Source organism: Aeromicrobium sp., assembly GCF_032084975.1.
Classification (GTDB): Bacteria; Actinomycetota; Actinomycetes; order Propionibacteriales; family Nocardioidaceae; genus Aeromicrobium.
Genome location: NZ_DAMDLR010000022.1, coordinates 1 through 15,963 on the forward strand (window position 1 = coordinate 1; position 15,963 = coordinate 15,963).

A 15,963-nucleotide genomic window follows, 5' to 3' on the forward strand; every position below is an offset into this window, starting at 1 on the left:
ACGCCGGCGCCTGGCCGTCCCTGCGCGCGGCGACCGACCCGGCCCTGACCGGCGGCGAGCACCTCGGCCCGGACGGCTTCCGCCAGACCCACGGGCGGCCGCGACCCGTCGGCATGACGGCCGCCGCGAAGGATCCCGACCTGGCGGCACGGCTGTGGTCCGCCAGCGAGGCGGCGACCGGCGTCACCTTCGACGTGGCTTGAGGGTCAGCCCAGACCGGCGTGCCGGGCCCAGCGGTCCGGATCGTCGCGCAGCACGCGGGCACGTGTCCTGACCCGATAGCGCCAGACCTGGACGAGCCCCAGCGCCCAGAGCACGTACTGGAAGCTCATCGCGGCCTTGAAGCTCTGGTCCGTCCGGTCGAGGATCACACCGACTGCGATGACGGTGGTCAGGCTCGCGAGGAAGCCTGCCTGGTTGACGATCCCCGTCGCGGTCGAGAGCCGGTCCACGGGGTTCGACGTGCGCACGAGGTCGAAGCCGATCATCGACGCGGGCCCACCGACGCCGACCACGATGACCAGGACCACGAGCATCCACGGCGGTGCGTCACCGGGCCAGGCCAGCACGATCGTCCACACCACGACGATGGAGCTCACGATCACCAGCACGATGGTCGAGCGGTGCCACGGATGGTTGCCGATGAGTCGCCCCAGTACCGGTCCCGCGACCATGACGGCGACGACCATCAGCGTCAGCAGCGTGCCGGCGAACGCCTCGGACGTGTGCTCGCCCTCGACGAAGAACGGGTATCCCCACAGCAGCCCGAGCACCGTCGAGCTGAACTGCGTGACGAAGTGCATCCAGAACCCGAGCCGGGTGCCGGGGTGCTCCCACGACGCGGCCAGCGACCGGCGGATGTTCTTCCACGACAGCGGCGCCCCACGGACCGAGCGGGCGTGCGGCTCGTCGCGCACGAAGGCCAGCACCGCGAAGGTCACCAGCAGGCCCAGGGCGGCCGCGGCGAGGTACGCCTTGGTCCAGCCCAACTCGCTGAACGCCCAGGTCATCGGCACCGCGGCGATGATCGCGCCGGACTGGCCGATGGGGCCTGTCAGCAGGGTGATCTGCGGGACCCTACCCGGCGAGAACCAGGCGTTGACCAGGCGCAGCAGGCACACGAACGTCATGGCGTCGCCCAGGCCCACGAAGAACCGCGCCGCCAGTGCCGTGCCGTAGGTCTCGGCGAAGGCAAAGGCGCCCTGCGAGACCGTCAGCACGACGGCTCCGCCCAGCATCACCGCGCGGGGGCCGAAGCGGTCGACGGCCAGGCCCACCGGGATCTGCATGGCCGAGTAGACCAGCAGCTGCAGCATCACGAAGGTCGAGAGCTGGGCCGCGGTGATGTCGAAGCGCTCCGAGGCGACGAGCCCGGCCACCGCGAGGGAGGAGCGGTGGAAGACCGCGAGGAGGTAGGCGGCGAGGCCGACGAGCCAGACGACGTACGCGGCCCTGCTGTTCTGTCCGGCCACGTTCACTGATTCATTCTGCGCCTGTCGCCCCGGCCGCCACGTCCGGGGGTCGCCTCTCGTCGCCCCCGTCCGTGACGGCCTCCGTCTCAGAAGGTCAGGGCCATCGCCGGGTCGCCCAGGATCGTGGCCACGTCCGCCAGGAAGTGCGACGCCTGCTCACCGTCGGCGACGCGGTGGTCGAAGGTGACCGCCAGCGTCGTGACCCAGCGCGGCACGACCTCCTCGCCCACGACCCAGGGTCGCCTCGCGACCTGGCCGAGCGCGAGGATCCCCGATTGCCCGGGCGGCAGGATCGGCGTGCCGCCGTCGATCCCGAACACACCGACGTTGGTGATCGTGAACGTCCCACCCGACATCTGGCCCGGCTGGATCCGACCCGCGCGAGCCGTGCCCACGAGGTCGTCGATGGCCCGGCCGAGGTCGACCAGGGACAACCGCTCGGCCTCGCGCACGATCGGGACGACGAGGCCTCGATCGGTCGCTGCCGCGATGCCCAGACCGACGGACGACGGGTGCTCGATCGTGGACTCGCGCCACTGGGCGTGCAGCTCGGGCGTGCGGCCCAGCGCGAGGCAGACCGCGCGGGCCGCGATCAGCGTCGGCGTCACCCGGACCCCCTCGAACCGGCGATCGGCCTTGAGGCGGGCGACGAGGTCGACCGTCGCGGAGACGTCGACCGTCACCCACTCGGTCGCCTGGGGGACGGCCACGGAGGCGATCATCGCCTCCGCGGTGGCCCTCCGGACACCGGTCACCGGGGATGCCGTGACGGCGGTCTCGTGCATGCGCGCGAAGGCCTCGACTTCGGCTCGGGTGACGACCTCGCCGTCGGACGGGACCTGCGTCAGGTCGATGCCGAGGTCCTTCGCCAGCTTGCGCACGGGCGGCTTCGCCAGGACGCGGATCGAGGTGACCGGGCGTGCTTCGGTCTCACGTGGCGTGCGCGTGCGGCGGCGACGCTCGCTGGGGCCGTACCCGACCAGGACGGCGCGACGTGGCGCGGCGGGCGGGGTCTCGACCGCCTCGGTGCGCTCGCCGGCCGCGTCATCGGCGACCGGCTCCTGCGTGCCCTTCCCGTCACCGATGCGCACGATGACCGTGCCGACCGCGACGGTGTCGCCCTCGGCGACCAGCAGCTCCTCGACCACCCCCGCGAACGGACTGGGCAGCTCCACGATCGACTTGGCGGTCTCGATGTCCACGATCGGGTCGTTGACCTCGACCTCGTCCCCGACACTGACGCGCCAGGCGACGATCTCGGCCTCCGTCAGGCCCTCACCGACGTCAGGCAGGCGAAACTCGCTCATCGGTACTCCCCCGTGACGGCCACGGCGTCCAGGACGCGCTCGACGGTGGGCAGGTGGTCGTGCTCGACCCGGCAGGGCGGGTACGGGATGTCGTAGCCCGTGACGCGCTGGACGGGCGCCTCGAGCGAATAGAAGCACTCCTGGGTGATCTGGGCGGCCAGCTCGGCGCCCAGGCCGAGCGTGCGAGCAGCCTCGTGCACCACCACGACGCGGCCCGTCCTGCGCACGGACTCGTGGACCGGACCGAGGTCCAGTGGCGAGAGCGTGCGCAGGTCGATCACCTCGAGCGACGTGCCCTCGGACTCGGCCTCCGCGGCCGCCTCCAGACACGTCTTCACGGTGGGTCCGTACGTCACCACCGTGACGTCGGAGCCCTCGCGAGCGACGCGGCTCTCGTGCAGGCCGAGGCCCGCGCTGTCGCCGACCTCGCCGGTGTCCCAGTAGCGCTGCTTCGGCTCGAGGAAGATCACCGGATCGTCCGAGGCGATCGCCTGCTGGATCATCCAGAACGCGTCGTGCGCGTTCGACGGGGCGACGACGGTCAGGCCCGCGGTCAGGACGAACTGACCCTCCGGACTCTCGGAGTGGTGCTCGACCGCGCCGATGCCACCGCCGTACGGGATCCGGATGACCATCGGGACCGAGACGGCTCCACCGCTGCGAAAACGCAGGCGCGCGACCTGGTTCACGATCTGGTCGTAGGCCGGGTAGACGAACCCGTCGAACTGGATCTCGACGACCGGCCGGAACCCGCGGTACGCCAGCCCGACCGAGGCGCCGACGATGGCCGACTCCGCCAGGGGCGTGTCCATGACGCGCTGGTCGCCGAAGTCCTTCAGCAGCCCGTCCGTGACGCGGAAGACCCCGCCGAGGCGGCCCACGTCCTCGCCCAGGAGCAGGACCTTCGGGTCGGCGTCCATGGCCGACCGCAGTCCGGCGTTGATCGCCTTCGCGATGCTCAGCTCCATGACCGCACCTCCTCGCGCTGGGCCACCAGCTCCGGTGGCAGGTCGGCGTACACGTGCTCGAAGAGCTCGGCCAGGTCCGGGTCGGGCAGGCTCTTGCAGACCTCGCGCAGATGCTGACCGAGCTGCTCGGCCTCGGCCCGGACCTCCTCGTCGAACGCCGCGAATCCCGGGTCCGTACGCTCGAGCAGCCGCCGCACCCGCAGCAGCGGATCGCGCTCGGCCCACTCGTCGGATTCGTGCGCGTCGCGGTAGCGGCTGGGGTCGTCCGAGGTCGTGTGCGCGCCCATCCGGTAGGTGATCGCCTCGATGAGCGTCGGCCCGCCGCCCTCACGCGCCTTGCGCAGCGCCTCGGAGGTGACCTGGTGGACCGCGAGCACGTCGTTGCCGTCGACGCGGACGCCCTCGAAACCGAAGCCTGCCGCCCGCTGCGCGATCGGCACTCGGGTCTGGCGCTCGAGCGGGACGCTGATCGCGTAGTGGTTGTTCTGGCAGAAGAAGACGACCGGCGCGTTGTAGGAGGCCGCCCACGCGAACGCCTCGTTGGTGTCGCCCTGGCTGGTGGCGCCGTCGCCGAAGTACGTGACGGCCGCGTCCTCCTTGCCCTCGAGCGTCAGGCCGATGCCGTAGCCCACCGCGTGCAGCGTCTGGGCGCCGATGATGATCGCCGGCAGCGCGTACCCGTACCGCGCGGGATCCCAGCCGCCGAGGCTCGTGCCGCGGAACAGGCCCAGCAGCAGCGCAGGGTCGAGGCCGCGGGTCCAGGCGACGGCGTGCTCGCGGTAGGACGGGAAGACGAAGTCCCCGGGTGCGAGTGCGCGGCCGCTGCCGATCTGGGCGGCCTCCTGCCCGAGCATGGGGGCCCACAGGCCCAGCTCGCCGTGGCGCTGCAGCGCGAAGGCCTCGGTGTCGATCCGCCTCGCGAGGACCAGGTCGCGGTGGAAGCCGCGCAGGTCCTCGGGCGTGAAGTCGTGTGGTGCGACGAGTTCGCCGTCAGGCGTCAGCGTCTGGGAAATGGGTAGCCCCATGACTGCCTCCTGTGCCGGGAGCGGGATTACCGCTCCGTTGACGCGGTCCGGGCTCGAGGGTGGTGAGCCGATGGACCGCCGACGTGATGGGCATCACATCTGGCCCCGAGGTTATCAGGTGGTGACGGTTTCCCCGGTTAAGTGGGTTTCCGCTCACTTCACGAGGGTTGCGATCCTCGAGAAGTGACAGGGAACCTCGCGAAGTGCTCGCTCCCGGCCTTGCGGCAGGGGTGACGGTCGCCGCGGGTGCGCCCAGCTCTCGCCCTCGCGTCTCGGTCGCGACTGAACGAGGAAAACCGGCACTTCACGAGGATCGCAACCCTCGCTAAGTGCCAGAGAACCTACTTAACCGGGGAAACCGTCAGCCCATGAACGCAGCCGCGCGGGCGAGCAGGAGGTCGTTGGCCTCGGGGTCGGCGAGCGTGACGCGGACGCCTTCGGGGAACGGGCGGACCGAGAGCGGGAGGACGTGCTCGGCGAACTCGGCCGAGCGGTCGCCGAGCGGCAGCCAGACGAAGTTCGCGTGCGAGTCCGGCACGTCCCAGCCATGCTCGCGCAGCGCCGCGATCACGCGCTCGCGCTCGGCGACGAGGGTCTCGACCCGCTCGTCCAGCGCATCCTGGGCCTCGAGGGAGGCCAGCGCCGCGGCCTGCGCGAGGTCCGTGACACCAAACGGCGGCAGTGCCTTGCGGATCGACTCGGTGATCGCCGGGTGCGCCATCGAGTAGCCGACCCGCAGCCCCGCCAGCCCGAAGGCCTTCGAGAAGGTGCGCAGGACGACGACGTTCTCGTGCGCCGTCAGCGCGTCGAGTCCGGCGACGGCACCGGCATCGCGCACGAACTCGACGTAGGCCTCGTCCACCACGACGAGGACGTGGGGCGGCACCGAGTCCATGAACTCCTCGAACGCGGCCGCCTGGACGACCGGACCCGTCGGGTTGTTGGGCGTGCACACCAGCACGACCTTCGTCCGGTCCGTGATCGCCGCGGCCATCGCCGGAAGGTCGTGGCGGTGGTCGTCCGTCAGCGGCACGCGCACCGAGACCGCGCCCGGGAGATCGACCGCGATCGGGTACGCCTCGAAGGACCGCCAGGCGTAGACGACCTCGTCGCCGGGGCCACACCAGGCGTCCAACAGCGCGAACAGCACCGAAACCGAGCCCGTCCCGAACGCGAAGTGATCAGGCGTCAGCCCGGTCCGCTTCGCGAGCGCCTCGCCCAGCGCCGTCACGCCGGGGTCGGGGTAACGGTTCATCCGCGCCAGCTGCGCCGCGGCCCTCTCGACGACCCCGGGCAGCGGCGGGAAGGGGTTCTCGTTGCTGGAGAGCTTGTACCGCTCGGCCTCGGCGGGCCGCCCGGGCCGGTAGGCGGGAATGGCGGCCAGGACCTCGCGAGGACGGGGTTGCGTCATGGGCCGAGCCTACGACCGAACACGGCGACGAACCGCAGCGATCGGGTGCGAGAATCGCCCGGTGAGCGAGAGTCAGGCGCGACGCGGGCTGGCGCTCGTGGTCACCGCAGCGGTCCTCTTCGGCGTCAACGCCGGCGTCACCCGCATCCCCATCGAGGCGGGCCTGCCCGTCCCGACCTACACCACGACCCGCGTGACCTTCGCGTTCCTGGTCTTCTTCCTCATCGCCGTCGCATTCGACCGCACGGCCCTGCGGATGCCCCGCGGGCGCGACCTGCTGCTGGTCCTCGCGCTCGGCGTCGCCGGCGTGGCGTTCCTGCAGTGGACCTACAACCTCGCGATCATGCGGCTCCCGATCGGGATCGCCCTGCTGCTGGAGTTCCTCGCACCGGTGCTGGTGGTGCTGTGGGTCCGCTTCGTCCGCCGCGAGCCCGTGCACCCGCGCGTCTGGCCCGCGATCGCGTTGGCGCTGCTGGGCCTGGCCCTCGTCGGTCAGGTCTGGAACGGCCTGACCCTCGATGGACTCGGTGTCGTCGTGGCCCTGGCGGCCGCGTTCTGCTTCGCCGCGTACTTCCTGATCGGCGAGTCGCTCACGGCCTCGCCCGTGGAGCCGCTCACCGCGCTGCGCACCGTGGTCTGGTCGTTCGGCGTCGGTGCGATCACGATGAACCTGCTGGGCGGCTGGGACGACTTCTCCGCGCTGGGGACCTCGGCGTCGATGCTGGGCCGGCTCGACCACCTGACGATCCCCGCGTGGCTCGCGATGTGCTCGGTCGTGGTGTTCGGCACCGTGACGCCCTTCTTCCTCTACCTCGCCTCGATGCGGTACCTGTCGAGCTCGAAGGCCTCCGTCACGGCCATGCTCGAGCCGGTCGTGGCCGTGATCGTCGGGTGGGTCTGGTTCTCCGAGGCACTCACCGCGGTCCAGACTCTCGGCGTCATGGCCGTCCTGGCCGGCATCGTGTTGGCCCAGACGGCCCGGCACGTCCCGGCCGACGAGCTGCCGCCTCCCGTCTAGGGTGAGGGCCATGGAACGCTTCCTGTCCACCTGGTTCGTCAGCAGCGTCGCCCTCGCGTTCGCCGCCCTCCTGCTCGGCAGCCGCATGACGATCGGCGACGGTGACGAGACCACCCTCAACCGGGTCCTCGCGCTCGCCGTGGTCGGCCTGGTCTTCACCGTCGTGCACGAGCTGGTGGGCAGTTTCGTCAAGCTGATCTCGCTGCCGTTCATCGTGCTGACACTGGGACTGCTGCTCGTCGTCATCAACGCGTGCCTGCTGTTGCTGACCGAATGGATCACGACGCAGTTCGGCGTCGAGTTCATGGTGGACGGGTTCGGCTGGGCGCTGCTCGCCGGCATCGTCATCTCGGTCTGCCAGTCCATCCTCTCGGCCATCGTGCGATGAGTGACGTGACCCGCGTGGCGCTCGTCTGCCTGGGGAACATCTGCCGCTCCCCGATGGCAGACGTCGTGCTGGAGCACCAGCTGGCCGACGCCGGCCTGACCGACATCCAGGTCTCGTCGTCGGGCACGGGCGACTGGCACGTCGGACAGCCGATGGACGAGCGCGCGGCCGCGAAGCTCACCGCGGCCGGCTACGACGCCACCCGTCACCGGGCCCGCACCTTCACCGCCGAGTGGTTCGACCAGCAGGACCTGATCCTGACGATGGACGCCTCGAACCACGCCGACGTCCTCGCCCTGGCTCCGGACGACGAGCAGCGCGCGAAGGTCCGGATGTACCGCTCGTTCGATCCCGAGGCCGGCAGCCCCGAGGACGAGGTCCCCGATCCTTGGTACGGCGGGCCGGAGGGCTTCGACGACGTGCTCGAGATGGTGGAGCGGACCAGTCGCGAGATCGTGCGGTACCTGGCCGACGGCCGGTGAGGGTCCGGTCGGTGCGCGTGCACCCTCCCGCCAGCACTCGCTGAGCCGCTGGCGCTGAGCCGGTAGGTTTCAGGTCATGGCACGCATGGCGGGAACGGCAGCACTGGCGGAGAAGCTGCTGGACGTGGCCGTGGTCTCGACGACATCCGTCGCGGGCGGCGACATCTGCACGACGACGCGACTGCGCCTGACCGATGGCCGCAGCGCCGTCATCAAGACCCGCCCTCAGGCACCCTCCGGCTTCTTCACCGTCGAGGCCGACGGCCTGCGTCGCCTCCGTGAGGCCGGGGGCGCACCCGCGCCGGCCGTCCTCGCCGCCGACGACGACTGCATCATCCTCGACTGGATCGAGCCCACGAGGCCGACCACCGAGCTGGCCGAGGCGTTCGGTCGCAACCTCGCGGCGACCCACGCATCCGGCGCATCGGCGTTCGGCGCGGAGCGTGACGGCTACATCGGCCTCGCCCCCCTGCCCAACCGTCCTTCCCCCACCTGGGAGGAGTTCTACGCCAGCCGGCGCGTCATGCCGTACGTGAAGGCCGCCGCGGACCGGGGCTCGCTGTCCCTCGAGCAGGCCAGGACCGTCGAGCAGGCGATGAAGAGACTGCCGTCCCTCACGGCCGACCCAGAGCCCCCGGCACTGGTGCACGGCGACCTCTGGTCGGGCAACCTCGTGTGGTCCGCCGACGCCGTCCACCTCATCGACCCCGCCGCTCACGGCGGCCACCGCGAGACGGACCTCGCGATGCTGTCGCTGTTCGGGGCCCCGCACCTGCAGCGCATCATCGACGCGTACCACGAGGCGATGCCGCTGCAGGACGGCTGGGCCGACCGGATCGCCCTGCACCAACTGCACCCGCTGCTGGTCCACGCGATGATGTTCGGGGGCGCCTACGGTCCGCGCGCCGCCGCCGCGGCCCAGAGTCTCCTCGACGGCCGGTCCTGACGGAAGGGGTGGGGTCCATGCGCATCCTCGTCGTCGACGACGACCGCGCCGTGCGCGATTCGTTGCGCCGGTCCCTGGAGTTCAACGGCTACACGGTCGAGATCGCCGGCGACGGAGCCGAGGCGCTGGCCAAGGTGGCGCAGTCCGCACCGGACGTCATCGTGATGGACGTGATGATGCCGCGCCTGGGTGGACTCGACGCCACCCGCGCGCTGCGCGCCGCCGGCAACGACGTCCCGATCCTGGTCCTGACCGCGCGCGACGCCGTCAGCGACCGTGTGGACGGGCTCGACGCGGGCGCCGACGACTACCTGACCAAGCCGTTCGCGCTCGAGGAGCTGCTGGCCCGTGTCCGCGCCCTGCTGCGGCGGGTCATCCGCAAAGCCGAGGACTCCGCGGACGAGCCACCCCTGCAGTTCGCGGACCTGACCCTCGACCCGGTGACCCGTGACGTGCGCCGCGGTGAGCGCCCCATCTCGCTCACCCGCACCGAGTTCGCGCTGTTGGAGCTGTTCATGCAGCGGCCCAAGCGGGTCCTGGAGCGTTCGTTCATCCTCGAGGAGGTGTGGGGCTTCGACTTCCCCACCACCGCCAACTCGCTCGAGGTCTACGTCGGCTACGTCCGGCGCAAGCTCGAGGCCGAGGGCGAGTCCCGCCTGCTGCACACGGTGCGCGGCGTCGGCTACGTCCTGCGCGAGACCCCGCCGTGAAGCTCCTGGAGCGTGCTCACGGGTACGCTCACACGGCGTTCGAGCCGATCACGAAGCGCCTGTCGCTCGCCGGGCGCGTCGCGCTGCTGACCACCGCCGCGGTGGCGGCCGTGCTCACCCTGATCAGCGTGAGCGTCTTCGTGCTGGTGCGCCAGGAGATCGTCGGGGCGCTCGACGACTCGATGCTCAAGCGCGCGAACGAGGCGGTCGCGGCGGGCTACTCGCCGACGAACCTCACCGAGAAGGAGGCGGACCTGCTCGCGTTGGCGGGCATCCGGCTGCTGGCGATCCGCAGCGGTGGCGGCGAGGTCTTCGAGGACGTGACTCGTCCCGACGACACGTTCCCGTACGACAACCGCGAGCGCGAGGTCGCGCTGGGCCTGGCGGAGTACTCGGCGCGGACGACGGACGTCGGCGGGGTGCCCTTCCGCGTCGTCGCGATCCAGGCCGGGCCGGGCCAGGCGTTCGTGCTCGCGCAGTCGATGGAGTCCACGGTCCGCGCGCTCGACCGGCTGCGGGTCGTGCTGATCCTCTCGACGCTCTCGGGCATGATCCTCGCGGGCCTGGCCGGGTGGGCCGTCGCCAGCAATGGCCTGCGCCCCGTGCGTCGCCTGACCGCCGTCGCCGAGCGGATCGCCCGCACTCGCGATCTCACTCCCATCGCGGTCAGCGGCAAGGAGGACGAGCTGACCCGGTTGACGCGGGCCTTCAACGAGATGCTGCTGGCGCTCGACCAGACACAGCGTCGTGAGCGCCAGCTGATCGCGGACGCCGGCCACGAGCTGCGCACTCCCCTGACCAGCCTGCGCACCAACATCGACCTCCTGCGCCAGGCTCACGCCGAGCCCGAGCGCCGCCTCGCCGCCACCGCGCACCGCGAGCTGCTCGACGACGTGCGCGCCCAGCTCGACGAGCTGTCGACGCTCGTGGGCGACCTGACCGAGCTGGCGCGCGACGAGCCCCTGCACCGCGATCCCGAGCCGCTCGACCTGGCCGACGTCGTGCGGCGCGCCGTCGAACGCGTGCACCTGCGCGCCACGTCCGTGACCTTCGACGTCCTGCTCGAGCCCACGTGGGTCGTCGGCGACAGCCAGCTGCTGGAGCGCGCCGTCACGAACCTGCTCGACAACGCCGCGAAGTGGAGTCCCGCGGACGGGACCGTGCGCGTGCGGCTCGCGAACGGCACCGTCACGGTCACCGACGAGGGCCCGGGCATCAACCCCGAGGACCTGCCCCACGTGTTCGACCGCTTCTACCGCTCGACCGAGGCGCGCATGCTGCCCGGTTCGGGACTGGGCCTGGCCATCGTGAAGCGCGCGGCCGATCGTCACGGCGGCTCGGTCCAGGTGACGTCGAGGCCGGGACACGGCGCGACCTTCACGTTCCGGGTACCGCTCGATTCGCCGTGAGCCCACACAATTTCGCTGGAGCCCAGCCTGTTCACAAGCAGTTCTCAGGTCGCCGCAGGAAGGTTGAACCATGACAGACCAGCGTGATCCGTACGCCGACCGCCCGTACGTCCCCCCGACGTCGCCCCAGCAGCCGACCGATGCCGGCGGTGGCTGGCCGTTCGCCGAGCCCCGCGCGCAGGTCGACGCAAGTGACTCCGACACCTACATGTACGACGCGTCGATGGGAGATCACGAGCCCACCGTCGCCGTGAACGAGCCGACCGTCGCGTTCGGCGGCGGCTCGGGATCCGGCGGTGGCGGCCCGGTCCCCCCGGCGTTCGCTCCCGCGCCGGCGCCCCGCAAGAAGCGCCGCGCCGGCCGACTCGTCGCGGCCGTCACGGGCATCGTGCTGCTGTCCGGCGCGTCCGCAGCCGGCGGCGCCGCGATCTACGACGCCATGAACGACGACTCCTCGGTCAGCACCACGACCACCGGCACGTCGCTCGACCGGCCGGCCTCCTCCACGCAGTCGACGAACGACATCAGCGCCGTCGCCGAGGCGGTCCTGCCGTCCGCCGTCGTGATCAACGTGGCCGGTGGCGGCGAGTCCGGCACGGGCACCGGCATCGTCATCAGCGATGACGGCAACATCCTCACGAACAACCACGTCATCGAGGCCGCGGCCGACGGCGGCACGATCACGGTGGCGTTCAACGACGGCACCAACGCGCGCGCCGAGATCGTCGGGCGCGACGTCGCCACCGACGTGGCCGTCATCAAGGCCCAGGACGTCGACGGCCTGACCGCCGCGACCCTCGGCAACTCGCGCGAGGTCCAGGTCGGACAGACCGTCGTGGCGATCGGCTCGCCGTTCGGCCTGGAGTCGACCGTCACGCAGGGCATCGTCTCGGCACTCAACCGCCCGGTCAGCCCCGGCGACGGCTCGGGACTGGAGCAGGGCGGCCCGACCACGACGTTCCCCGCGATCCAGACCGACGCCGCGATCAACCCCGGCAACTCGGGCGGCCCGCTGGTCGACCTCGACGGGCACGTGATCGGCATCAACTCCGCGATCAACACCGGCGGCAGCGGCAACGGCTCGGTCGGCCTGGGCTTCGCGATCCCGATCAACCTCGCCAACAACGTCGCCACGCAGATCCTCAACGGCAAGACCGTCGAGCACGCGCGCATCGGCGTTGAGGTCAGCAGCGCCACGAGCGAGGACAAGATCACCACGATCGGCGCCGAGATCGGCGAGGTCACGATGGGCGGCGCCGGCGAGAAGGCCGGCCTGAAGTCCGGCGACATCGTCACCAAGGTCGACGGCAACCCGATCTCGAGCAACTCCGCCCTGGTCGCCACGATCCGCGGCTACAAGCCGGGCGACGAGGTCACCCTGACGATCCTGCGCAACGGCAAGGCGCAGGAGGTCGAGGTCAAGCTCGACAGCGACAACGGCGCGACCGCCCGCACGCAGGACTGAGGCAGCCCGCGTTCGTCGCCCTGCCCGCCGGCCACTTTTGGAACGCTTTTACGTCCAATTCACGCTCTGGGGCGTAGAAGCGATCCAAAAGTGGGGGCTGGGCGGGCGCGCTCGCCACTCAGTTGAGGACGGCCTCGACGAGGTCGCGCAGGATCGCGTAGCCGTTCTGGGTCAGGATCGACTCGGCGTGGAACTGGATGCCGCGGTAGTGCGGGCCCTCGACCAGGTGGATGTCGCCGGTCTCGGGATCGGTCTGGACGCTGACGCCCTCGGGCAGGCCCGACTCCGGGACGCGGCCCACGAAGGTGTTGTAGAAGCCGACGGTCTCGGTCCGGTCCAGCACCGGCAGCGCACTCTGCGTGCCCTGGAAGACGATGTCCTTGTACGCCAGGTCGAGACCCAGCTGGTGGCACAGCGTCTGGTGGCCCAGGCAGATCGCCAGGAACGGCTGGCGCCGCTCGAGCAGGCGCGCCGTGGCGGCCCGCAGCGTCGCGATCTTCTGGTCGTCGCCGTCGCGCGGGTCGCCCGGACCCGGCCCGATCACGACGAGGTCGTGGTCGTCGAGTGCGGTCTCGGTCCAGGCGTCGTGGCGCACGATCTCAGTCGTCATGCCCATCACGCCGAACACGTGCGACAGCATGTTGACGAAGTCGTCCTCGCCGTCCAGCACCACGACGCGCTTGTTCGACAGAGCGGGCACCTGAGGCGTCCCCGACTGGTCGCTCAGCCAGAACTGGCTGAGCCGCTGGTTGCGTGACCCGAGCGCGATCAGCACGTCGTCCTCACGCGTGAAGGCGTCGAAGCCCTCGACGGCGGGCGGCGCGGCGTCCACGAGGCCGAACGCGCTGAGGATGCCCGACGCCTTGGCCCAGGTCTCGGTCGTCTCGTAGTCGGCATCGGAGTCGCGCACGAGCGTCGCCCCCGCGGTGACGACGAGGTTGCCGTCGAGGTCGACGTCGGCCGTGCGGATGAGGATGGGCGCGTCGAGGCGGGGCTCTCCCTGCTCGTCACGGCCCAGCAGGGCGGCGACGCTGGCGTAGTACCCGCGGCCCTGCGTCTCGTACTGCCTGATCACTCGGCACGCGTTCTCGACGGGACTGCCCGTGACGGTCGCGGCGAACATCGAGTCACGCAGGATCTCGCGCGGATCGCGGTCGGTGCGTCCGGCGAGGAGGTACTCGGTGTGCACGAGGTGCGTCATCGGCTTGAGGTACGGACCCAGCACGAGACCGCCCTCGTGGCACAGGTCGCACATCATCTTGAGCTCCTCGTCGACGACCATGAAGAGCTCGTAGATCTCCTTCTCGTCGGACAGGAACTTGAGCAGCTCGCGCTTGCGGTCGGCATGGGTCTCGAGGCCGCGCATGCGGAAGGTGCCGCTGATCGGGTTCATCCGCAGCTGGCCGTCGTCGAGGCTGACGTGGCGCTCGGGGCTGGCGCCGATCAGGTAGCGGTCGCCGGTGAAGATGCAGAAGGTCCAGAACGCGCCGCGCTCACGCTCGAGCAGGCGGCGGAAGACGCTGAGGGCCTTGGCGTGGTCCCAGTCCGCGACCTGCGCCCGGTAGCGGCGGCCGATGACGACGTTGGCGCCCTCGCCCTGGCCGATCTCGTCGTCGATGACGCGACGGACCATCGTCGCGTAGTCCTCGTCCGAGGTCTCGAAGCCACCTCGGTCGGCGAGGTCGATCGGCTCGTCCGGCAGCACCTCGAGGAGATCCGCCAACGCGACGTCCTCGTTCAGGCGCGCCTCGATGACGGACAGCGGCGTGCCGTCCTGGTGCGCCTCGAAGCCACGCTCGACGACCTGCGCGAACGGGACCAGGACGAGGTGGTCCCACGCCGGACCGGCGCCGTCGGCGAGCGGGACGTCGGCCAGCTTCTCGACGTCGACTCGGGGCCCGCCGATCAGCGTGACCCGGTCGGTCTCGCGACCGCGGATCAGCGCGAACGCGGGCTGGGCCAGCAGGTCGTCGAGGATCGTGTGCGTCATCGGAGTCTTCTTCCCGCGGTCGGACGAACGACGCCCAGACCGCCATGAGGGGTCTGGGCGTGGGGTACGTCGACAGGCCTCCTCAGCGGAGGTGCCACCACATGGTCGTCGACATGGCGTCAGCGTAGCGCTCCCACGTGGACTTTCAGCCGAGGGTGCGCCGGATCCGCTCGCGGGTGCGACGCCAGGCGGCGCGCGCGAACCCGGCCGTGGGCACAGGCTGCGCGCCGGCGGGGTCGCGGACCTTGCCGTGGCCGACGACCTCGGGCAGGCCACTGGCGTGGACGAGGCCCATCAGTGCGGCCGCACCCAGCTCGGGGCGCACGGTGATCTTCGGCGCCGGCTCGCCCTTGGCCCGGATCCCGGTGGCCGGCAGGGCCGAGAGGGCCGCCAGGTCGCCCACCACGCGCACGCCGCTGGCGGCGATCGACTCGGCCATCCGCGCGCCGAGCGCCACCGCCTCCTGTGCCGCCCAGTACGGGGTCGTGAGGCGACGCTCGTTGGGTCGCGGCGTGCGCTGCTGCAGGTACCGCGCCGTCCCGAACCGCATGGCGTGGCGATGGACGGAACGCGGCAGTCCCGACTCCGCGAACTGGCGGTTGAACTGCCGGATCAGCTCGATCTCGGGCCACGTGAGCGACCGGTTGTCCGTCCCCGGGACCTCGAGCGTCCCGGTCCGCAGGCCGAACAGGCTCTCCACGTCACGCAGCAGCTGGTCGGGGGTCGACTCGTCCAGCACCACGACGACGACCCGGTCGGCACCGACGATCCCCGCCCAGCGGGCGACCAGCTCGTCGTGCCGGTGCCGCCACCAGAACGAGGGCGTCAATGCCGTGGTGTCGGCGTTGCGCAGCATCGCCTTGAGCCATCGCCCGTACCCGGTCTTGAGTCCGTTCTGCACGTACTGCTGCCACTGCGACGGCAGGATCCTCACGAGCGGGCGCAGGGTGATCAGGACGTAGGGGTCGTCGCCCCCGAGCTCGCGCACCGCCGCGCGCATCGCGGACTCGCGCGCATCGGCGAAGAACTCGCTGCTGACCAGGACGGAGCGGTCGCGCTGGCGCCGGACCTCGGCGACCAGCCGACGCCACAGACGATCGTTGGGAGGTGCGTCGGACGGCGGCTTCTCGTTCTCGCGGGCGAGCAGCGCCAGCACCTCGTCGATCGGCTGGCTGGCGGCACCGGCGTAGTGCAGGCCCTGCGCGGACACGGCCTCGCGCTCGGCATGGAACGCGCGCTGCAGCGACGTCGTCCCGGTCTTGTGCGGACCGATGTGCAGCACCCGCGCACCGCGCGGGAACCGGAAGTCAGATCGAGGGTCCACGTCCGTCCACGTTAGCGCGGTGGGACCCGCGCCGCGTGCCGAGCGAGG

The 15,963-nt window shown here is 71.1% G+C and carries 14 protein-coding genes and 1 pseudogene; 8 read left to right on the forward strand and 7 right to left on the reverse strand.

Annotation, left to right across the window (positions count from 1 at the left end; all coding sequences use genetic code 11):
• Positions 1-203 (forward strand): annotated as a pseudogene (locus tag RT323_RS07685) (short-chain dehydrogenase); the annotation flags it as partial.
• 3 nt (positions 204-206) lie between these two features.
• Here the strand turns inward: RT323_RS07685 and RT323_RS07690 are convergent.
• The 5 genes from RT323_RS07690 to RT323_RS07710 all read right to left on the reverse strand — a co-directional run bounded on the left by RT323_RS07690 (position 207) and on the right by RT323_RS07710 (position 6,183).
• Positions 207-1,478 carry an MFS transporter gene (locus RT323_RS07690; protein WP_313406665.1) on the reverse strand — a complete coding sequence of 424 codons (1,272 nt, stop codon included), beginning with the start codon at positions 1,476-1,478 and terminating at the stop codon, positions 207-209.
• A gap of 80 nt (positions 1,479-1,558) precedes the next feature.
• A complete protein-coding gene (locus RT323_RS07695) occupies positions 1,559-2,779 on the reverse strand; it encodes a dihydrolipoamide acetyltransferase family protein (protein ID WP_313406668.1) in 1,221 nt (406 codons plus the stop codon).
• Positions 2,776-3,747 (reverse strand): transketolase C-terminal domain-containing protein, encoded by a 972-nt coding sequence (locus RT323_RS07700; protein WP_313406671.1) that lies wholly within the window; start codon positions 3,745-3,747, stop codon positions 2,776-2,778. The genes RT323_RS07695 and RT323_RS07700 overlap by 4 nt, the downstream gene beginning before the upstream one ends.
• Positions 3,738-4,772 (reverse strand): pyruvate dehydrogenase (acetyl-transferring) E1 component subunit alpha, encoded by a 1,035-nt coding sequence (gene pdhA, locus RT323_RS07705; RefSeq protein WP_313406674.1) that lies wholly within the window; start codon positions 4,770-4,772, stop codon positions 3,738-3,740. The genes RT323_RS07700 and pdhA overlap by 10 nt, the downstream gene beginning before the upstream one ends.
• Before the next feature lie 361 nt (positions 4,773-5,133).
• Positions 5,134-6,183 carry a histidinol-phosphate transaminase gene (locus RT323_RS07710; protein WP_313406676.1) on the reverse strand — a complete coding sequence of 350 codons (1,050 nt, stop codon included), beginning with the start codon at positions 6,181-6,183 and terminating at the stop codon, positions 5,134-5,136.
• 61 nt (positions 6,184-6,244) lie between these two features.
• Between RT323_RS07710 and RT323_RS07715 the strand changes: the two genes are divergently transcribed.
• The 7 genes from RT323_RS07715 to RT323_RS07745 all read left to right on the forward strand — a co-directional run bounded on the left by RT323_RS07715 (position 6,245) and on the right by RT323_RS07745 (position 12,601).
• Complete coding sequence (locus tag RT323_RS07715; protein ID WP_313406678.1) at positions 6,245-7,201, forward strand: EamA family transporter; 957 nt, start codon at positions 6,245-6,247, stop codon at positions 7,199-7,201.
• Between the two features lie 10 nt (positions 7,202-7,211).
• Positions 7,212-7,589 carry a phage holin family protein gene (locus tag RT323_RS07720; protein WP_313406681.1) on the forward strand — a complete coding sequence of 126 codons (378 nt, stop codon included), beginning with the start codon at positions 7,212-7,214 and terminating at the stop codon, positions 7,587-7,589.
• The gene (locus RT323_RS07725; RefSeq protein ID WP_313406684.1) at positions 7,586-8,071 is read left to right on the forward strand and encodes a low molecular weight protein-tyrosine-phosphatase; all 486 of its coding nucleotides are present in this window, start codon (positions 7,586-7,588) and stop codon (positions 8,069-8,071) included. Before RT323_RS07720 ends, RT323_RS07725 begins: the two co-directional genes overlap by 4 nt.
• A gap of 76 nt (positions 8,072-8,147) precedes the next feature.
• Positions 8,148-9,017 (forward strand): fructosamine kinase family protein, encoded by an 870-nt coding sequence (locus RT323_RS07730; RefSeq protein ID WP_313406687.1) that lies wholly within the window; start codon positions 8,148-8,150, stop codon positions 9,015-9,017.
• 17 nt (positions 9,018-9,034) lie between these two features.
• Complete coding sequence (locus RT323_RS07735) at positions 9,035-9,727, forward strand: response regulator transcription factor (RefSeq protein ID WP_313406690.1); 693 nt, start codon at positions 9,035-9,037, stop codon at positions 9,725-9,727.
• Positions 9,724-11,136, forward strand: coding sequence for a HAMP domain-containing sensor histidine kinase (locus RT323_RS07740; protein ID WP_313406693.1), 1,413 nt, complete (start codon positions 9,724-9,726; stop codon positions 11,134-11,136). The genes RT323_RS07735 and RT323_RS07740 overlap by 4 nt, the downstream gene beginning before the upstream one ends.
• A gap of 70 nt (positions 11,137-11,206) precedes the next feature.
• Positions 11,207-12,601 carry a trypsin-like peptidase domain-containing protein gene (locus RT323_RS07745; RefSeq protein ID WP_313406696.1) on the forward strand — a complete coding sequence of 465 codons (1,395 nt, stop codon included), beginning with the start codon at positions 11,207-11,209 and terminating at the stop codon, positions 12,599-12,601.
• A gap of 118 nt (positions 12,602-12,719) precedes the next feature.
• Here the strand turns inward: RT323_RS07745 and RT323_RS07750 are convergent, their stop codons facing one another.
• On the reverse strand, positions 12,720-14,591 hold the full coding sequence (locus RT323_RS07750) for an anthranilate synthase family protein (RefSeq protein WP_313406699.1): 1,872 nt from the start codon (positions 14,589-14,591) through the stop codon (positions 12,720-12,722).
• A 145-nt stretch (positions 14,592-14,736) separates the two neighbouring features.
• Positions 14,737-15,915, reverse strand: a complete 1,179-nt coding sequence (locus RT323_RS07755; protein WP_313406701.1) for a hypothetical protein — start codon at positions 15,913-15,915, stop codon at positions 14,737-14,739.
• Positions 15,916-15,963 lie beyond the last annotated feature (48 nt).

Coding starts and splice junctions, on each gene's coding strand:
- RT323_RS07695 (WP_313406668.1), bottom strand. CDS start 2,779: ATGAGCGAGTTTCGCCTGCCTGACGTCGGTGAGGGCCTGACGGAGGCC.
- RT323_RS07700 (WP_313406671.1), bottom strand. CDS start 3,747: ATGGAGCTGAGCATCGCGAAGGCGATCAACGCCGGACTGCGGTCGGCC.
- pdhA (WP_313406674.1), bottom strand. CDS start 4,772: ATGGGGCTACCCATTTCCCAGACGCTGACGCCTGACGGCGAACTCGTC.
- RT323_RS07710 (WP_313406676.1), bottom strand. CDS start 6,183: ATGACGCAACCCCGTCCTCGCGAGGTCCTGGCCGCCATTCCCGCCTAC.
- RT323_RS07720 (WP_313406681.1), top strand. CDS start 7,212: ATGGAACGCTTCCTGTCCACCTGGTTCGTCAGCAGCGTCGCCCTCGCG.
- RT323_RS07725 (WP_313406684.1), top strand. CDS start 7,586: ATGAGTGACGTGACCCGCGTGGCGCTCGTCTGCCTGGGGAACATCTGC.
- RT323_RS07730 (WP_313406687.1), top strand. CDS start 8,148: ATGGCACGCATGGCGGGAACGGCAGCACTGGCGGAGAAGCTGCTGGAC.
- RT323_RS07735 (WP_313406690.1), top strand. CDS start 9,035: ATGCGCATCCTCGTCGTCGACGACGACCGCGCCGTGCGCGATTCGTTG.
- RT323_RS07745 (WP_313406696.1), top strand. CDS start 11,207: ATGACAGACCAGCGTGATCCGTACGCCGACCGCCCGTACGTCCCCCCG.
- RT323_RS07750 (WP_313406699.1), bottom strand. CDS start 14,591: ATGACGCACACGATCCTCGACGACCTGCTGGCCCAGCCCGCGTTCGCG.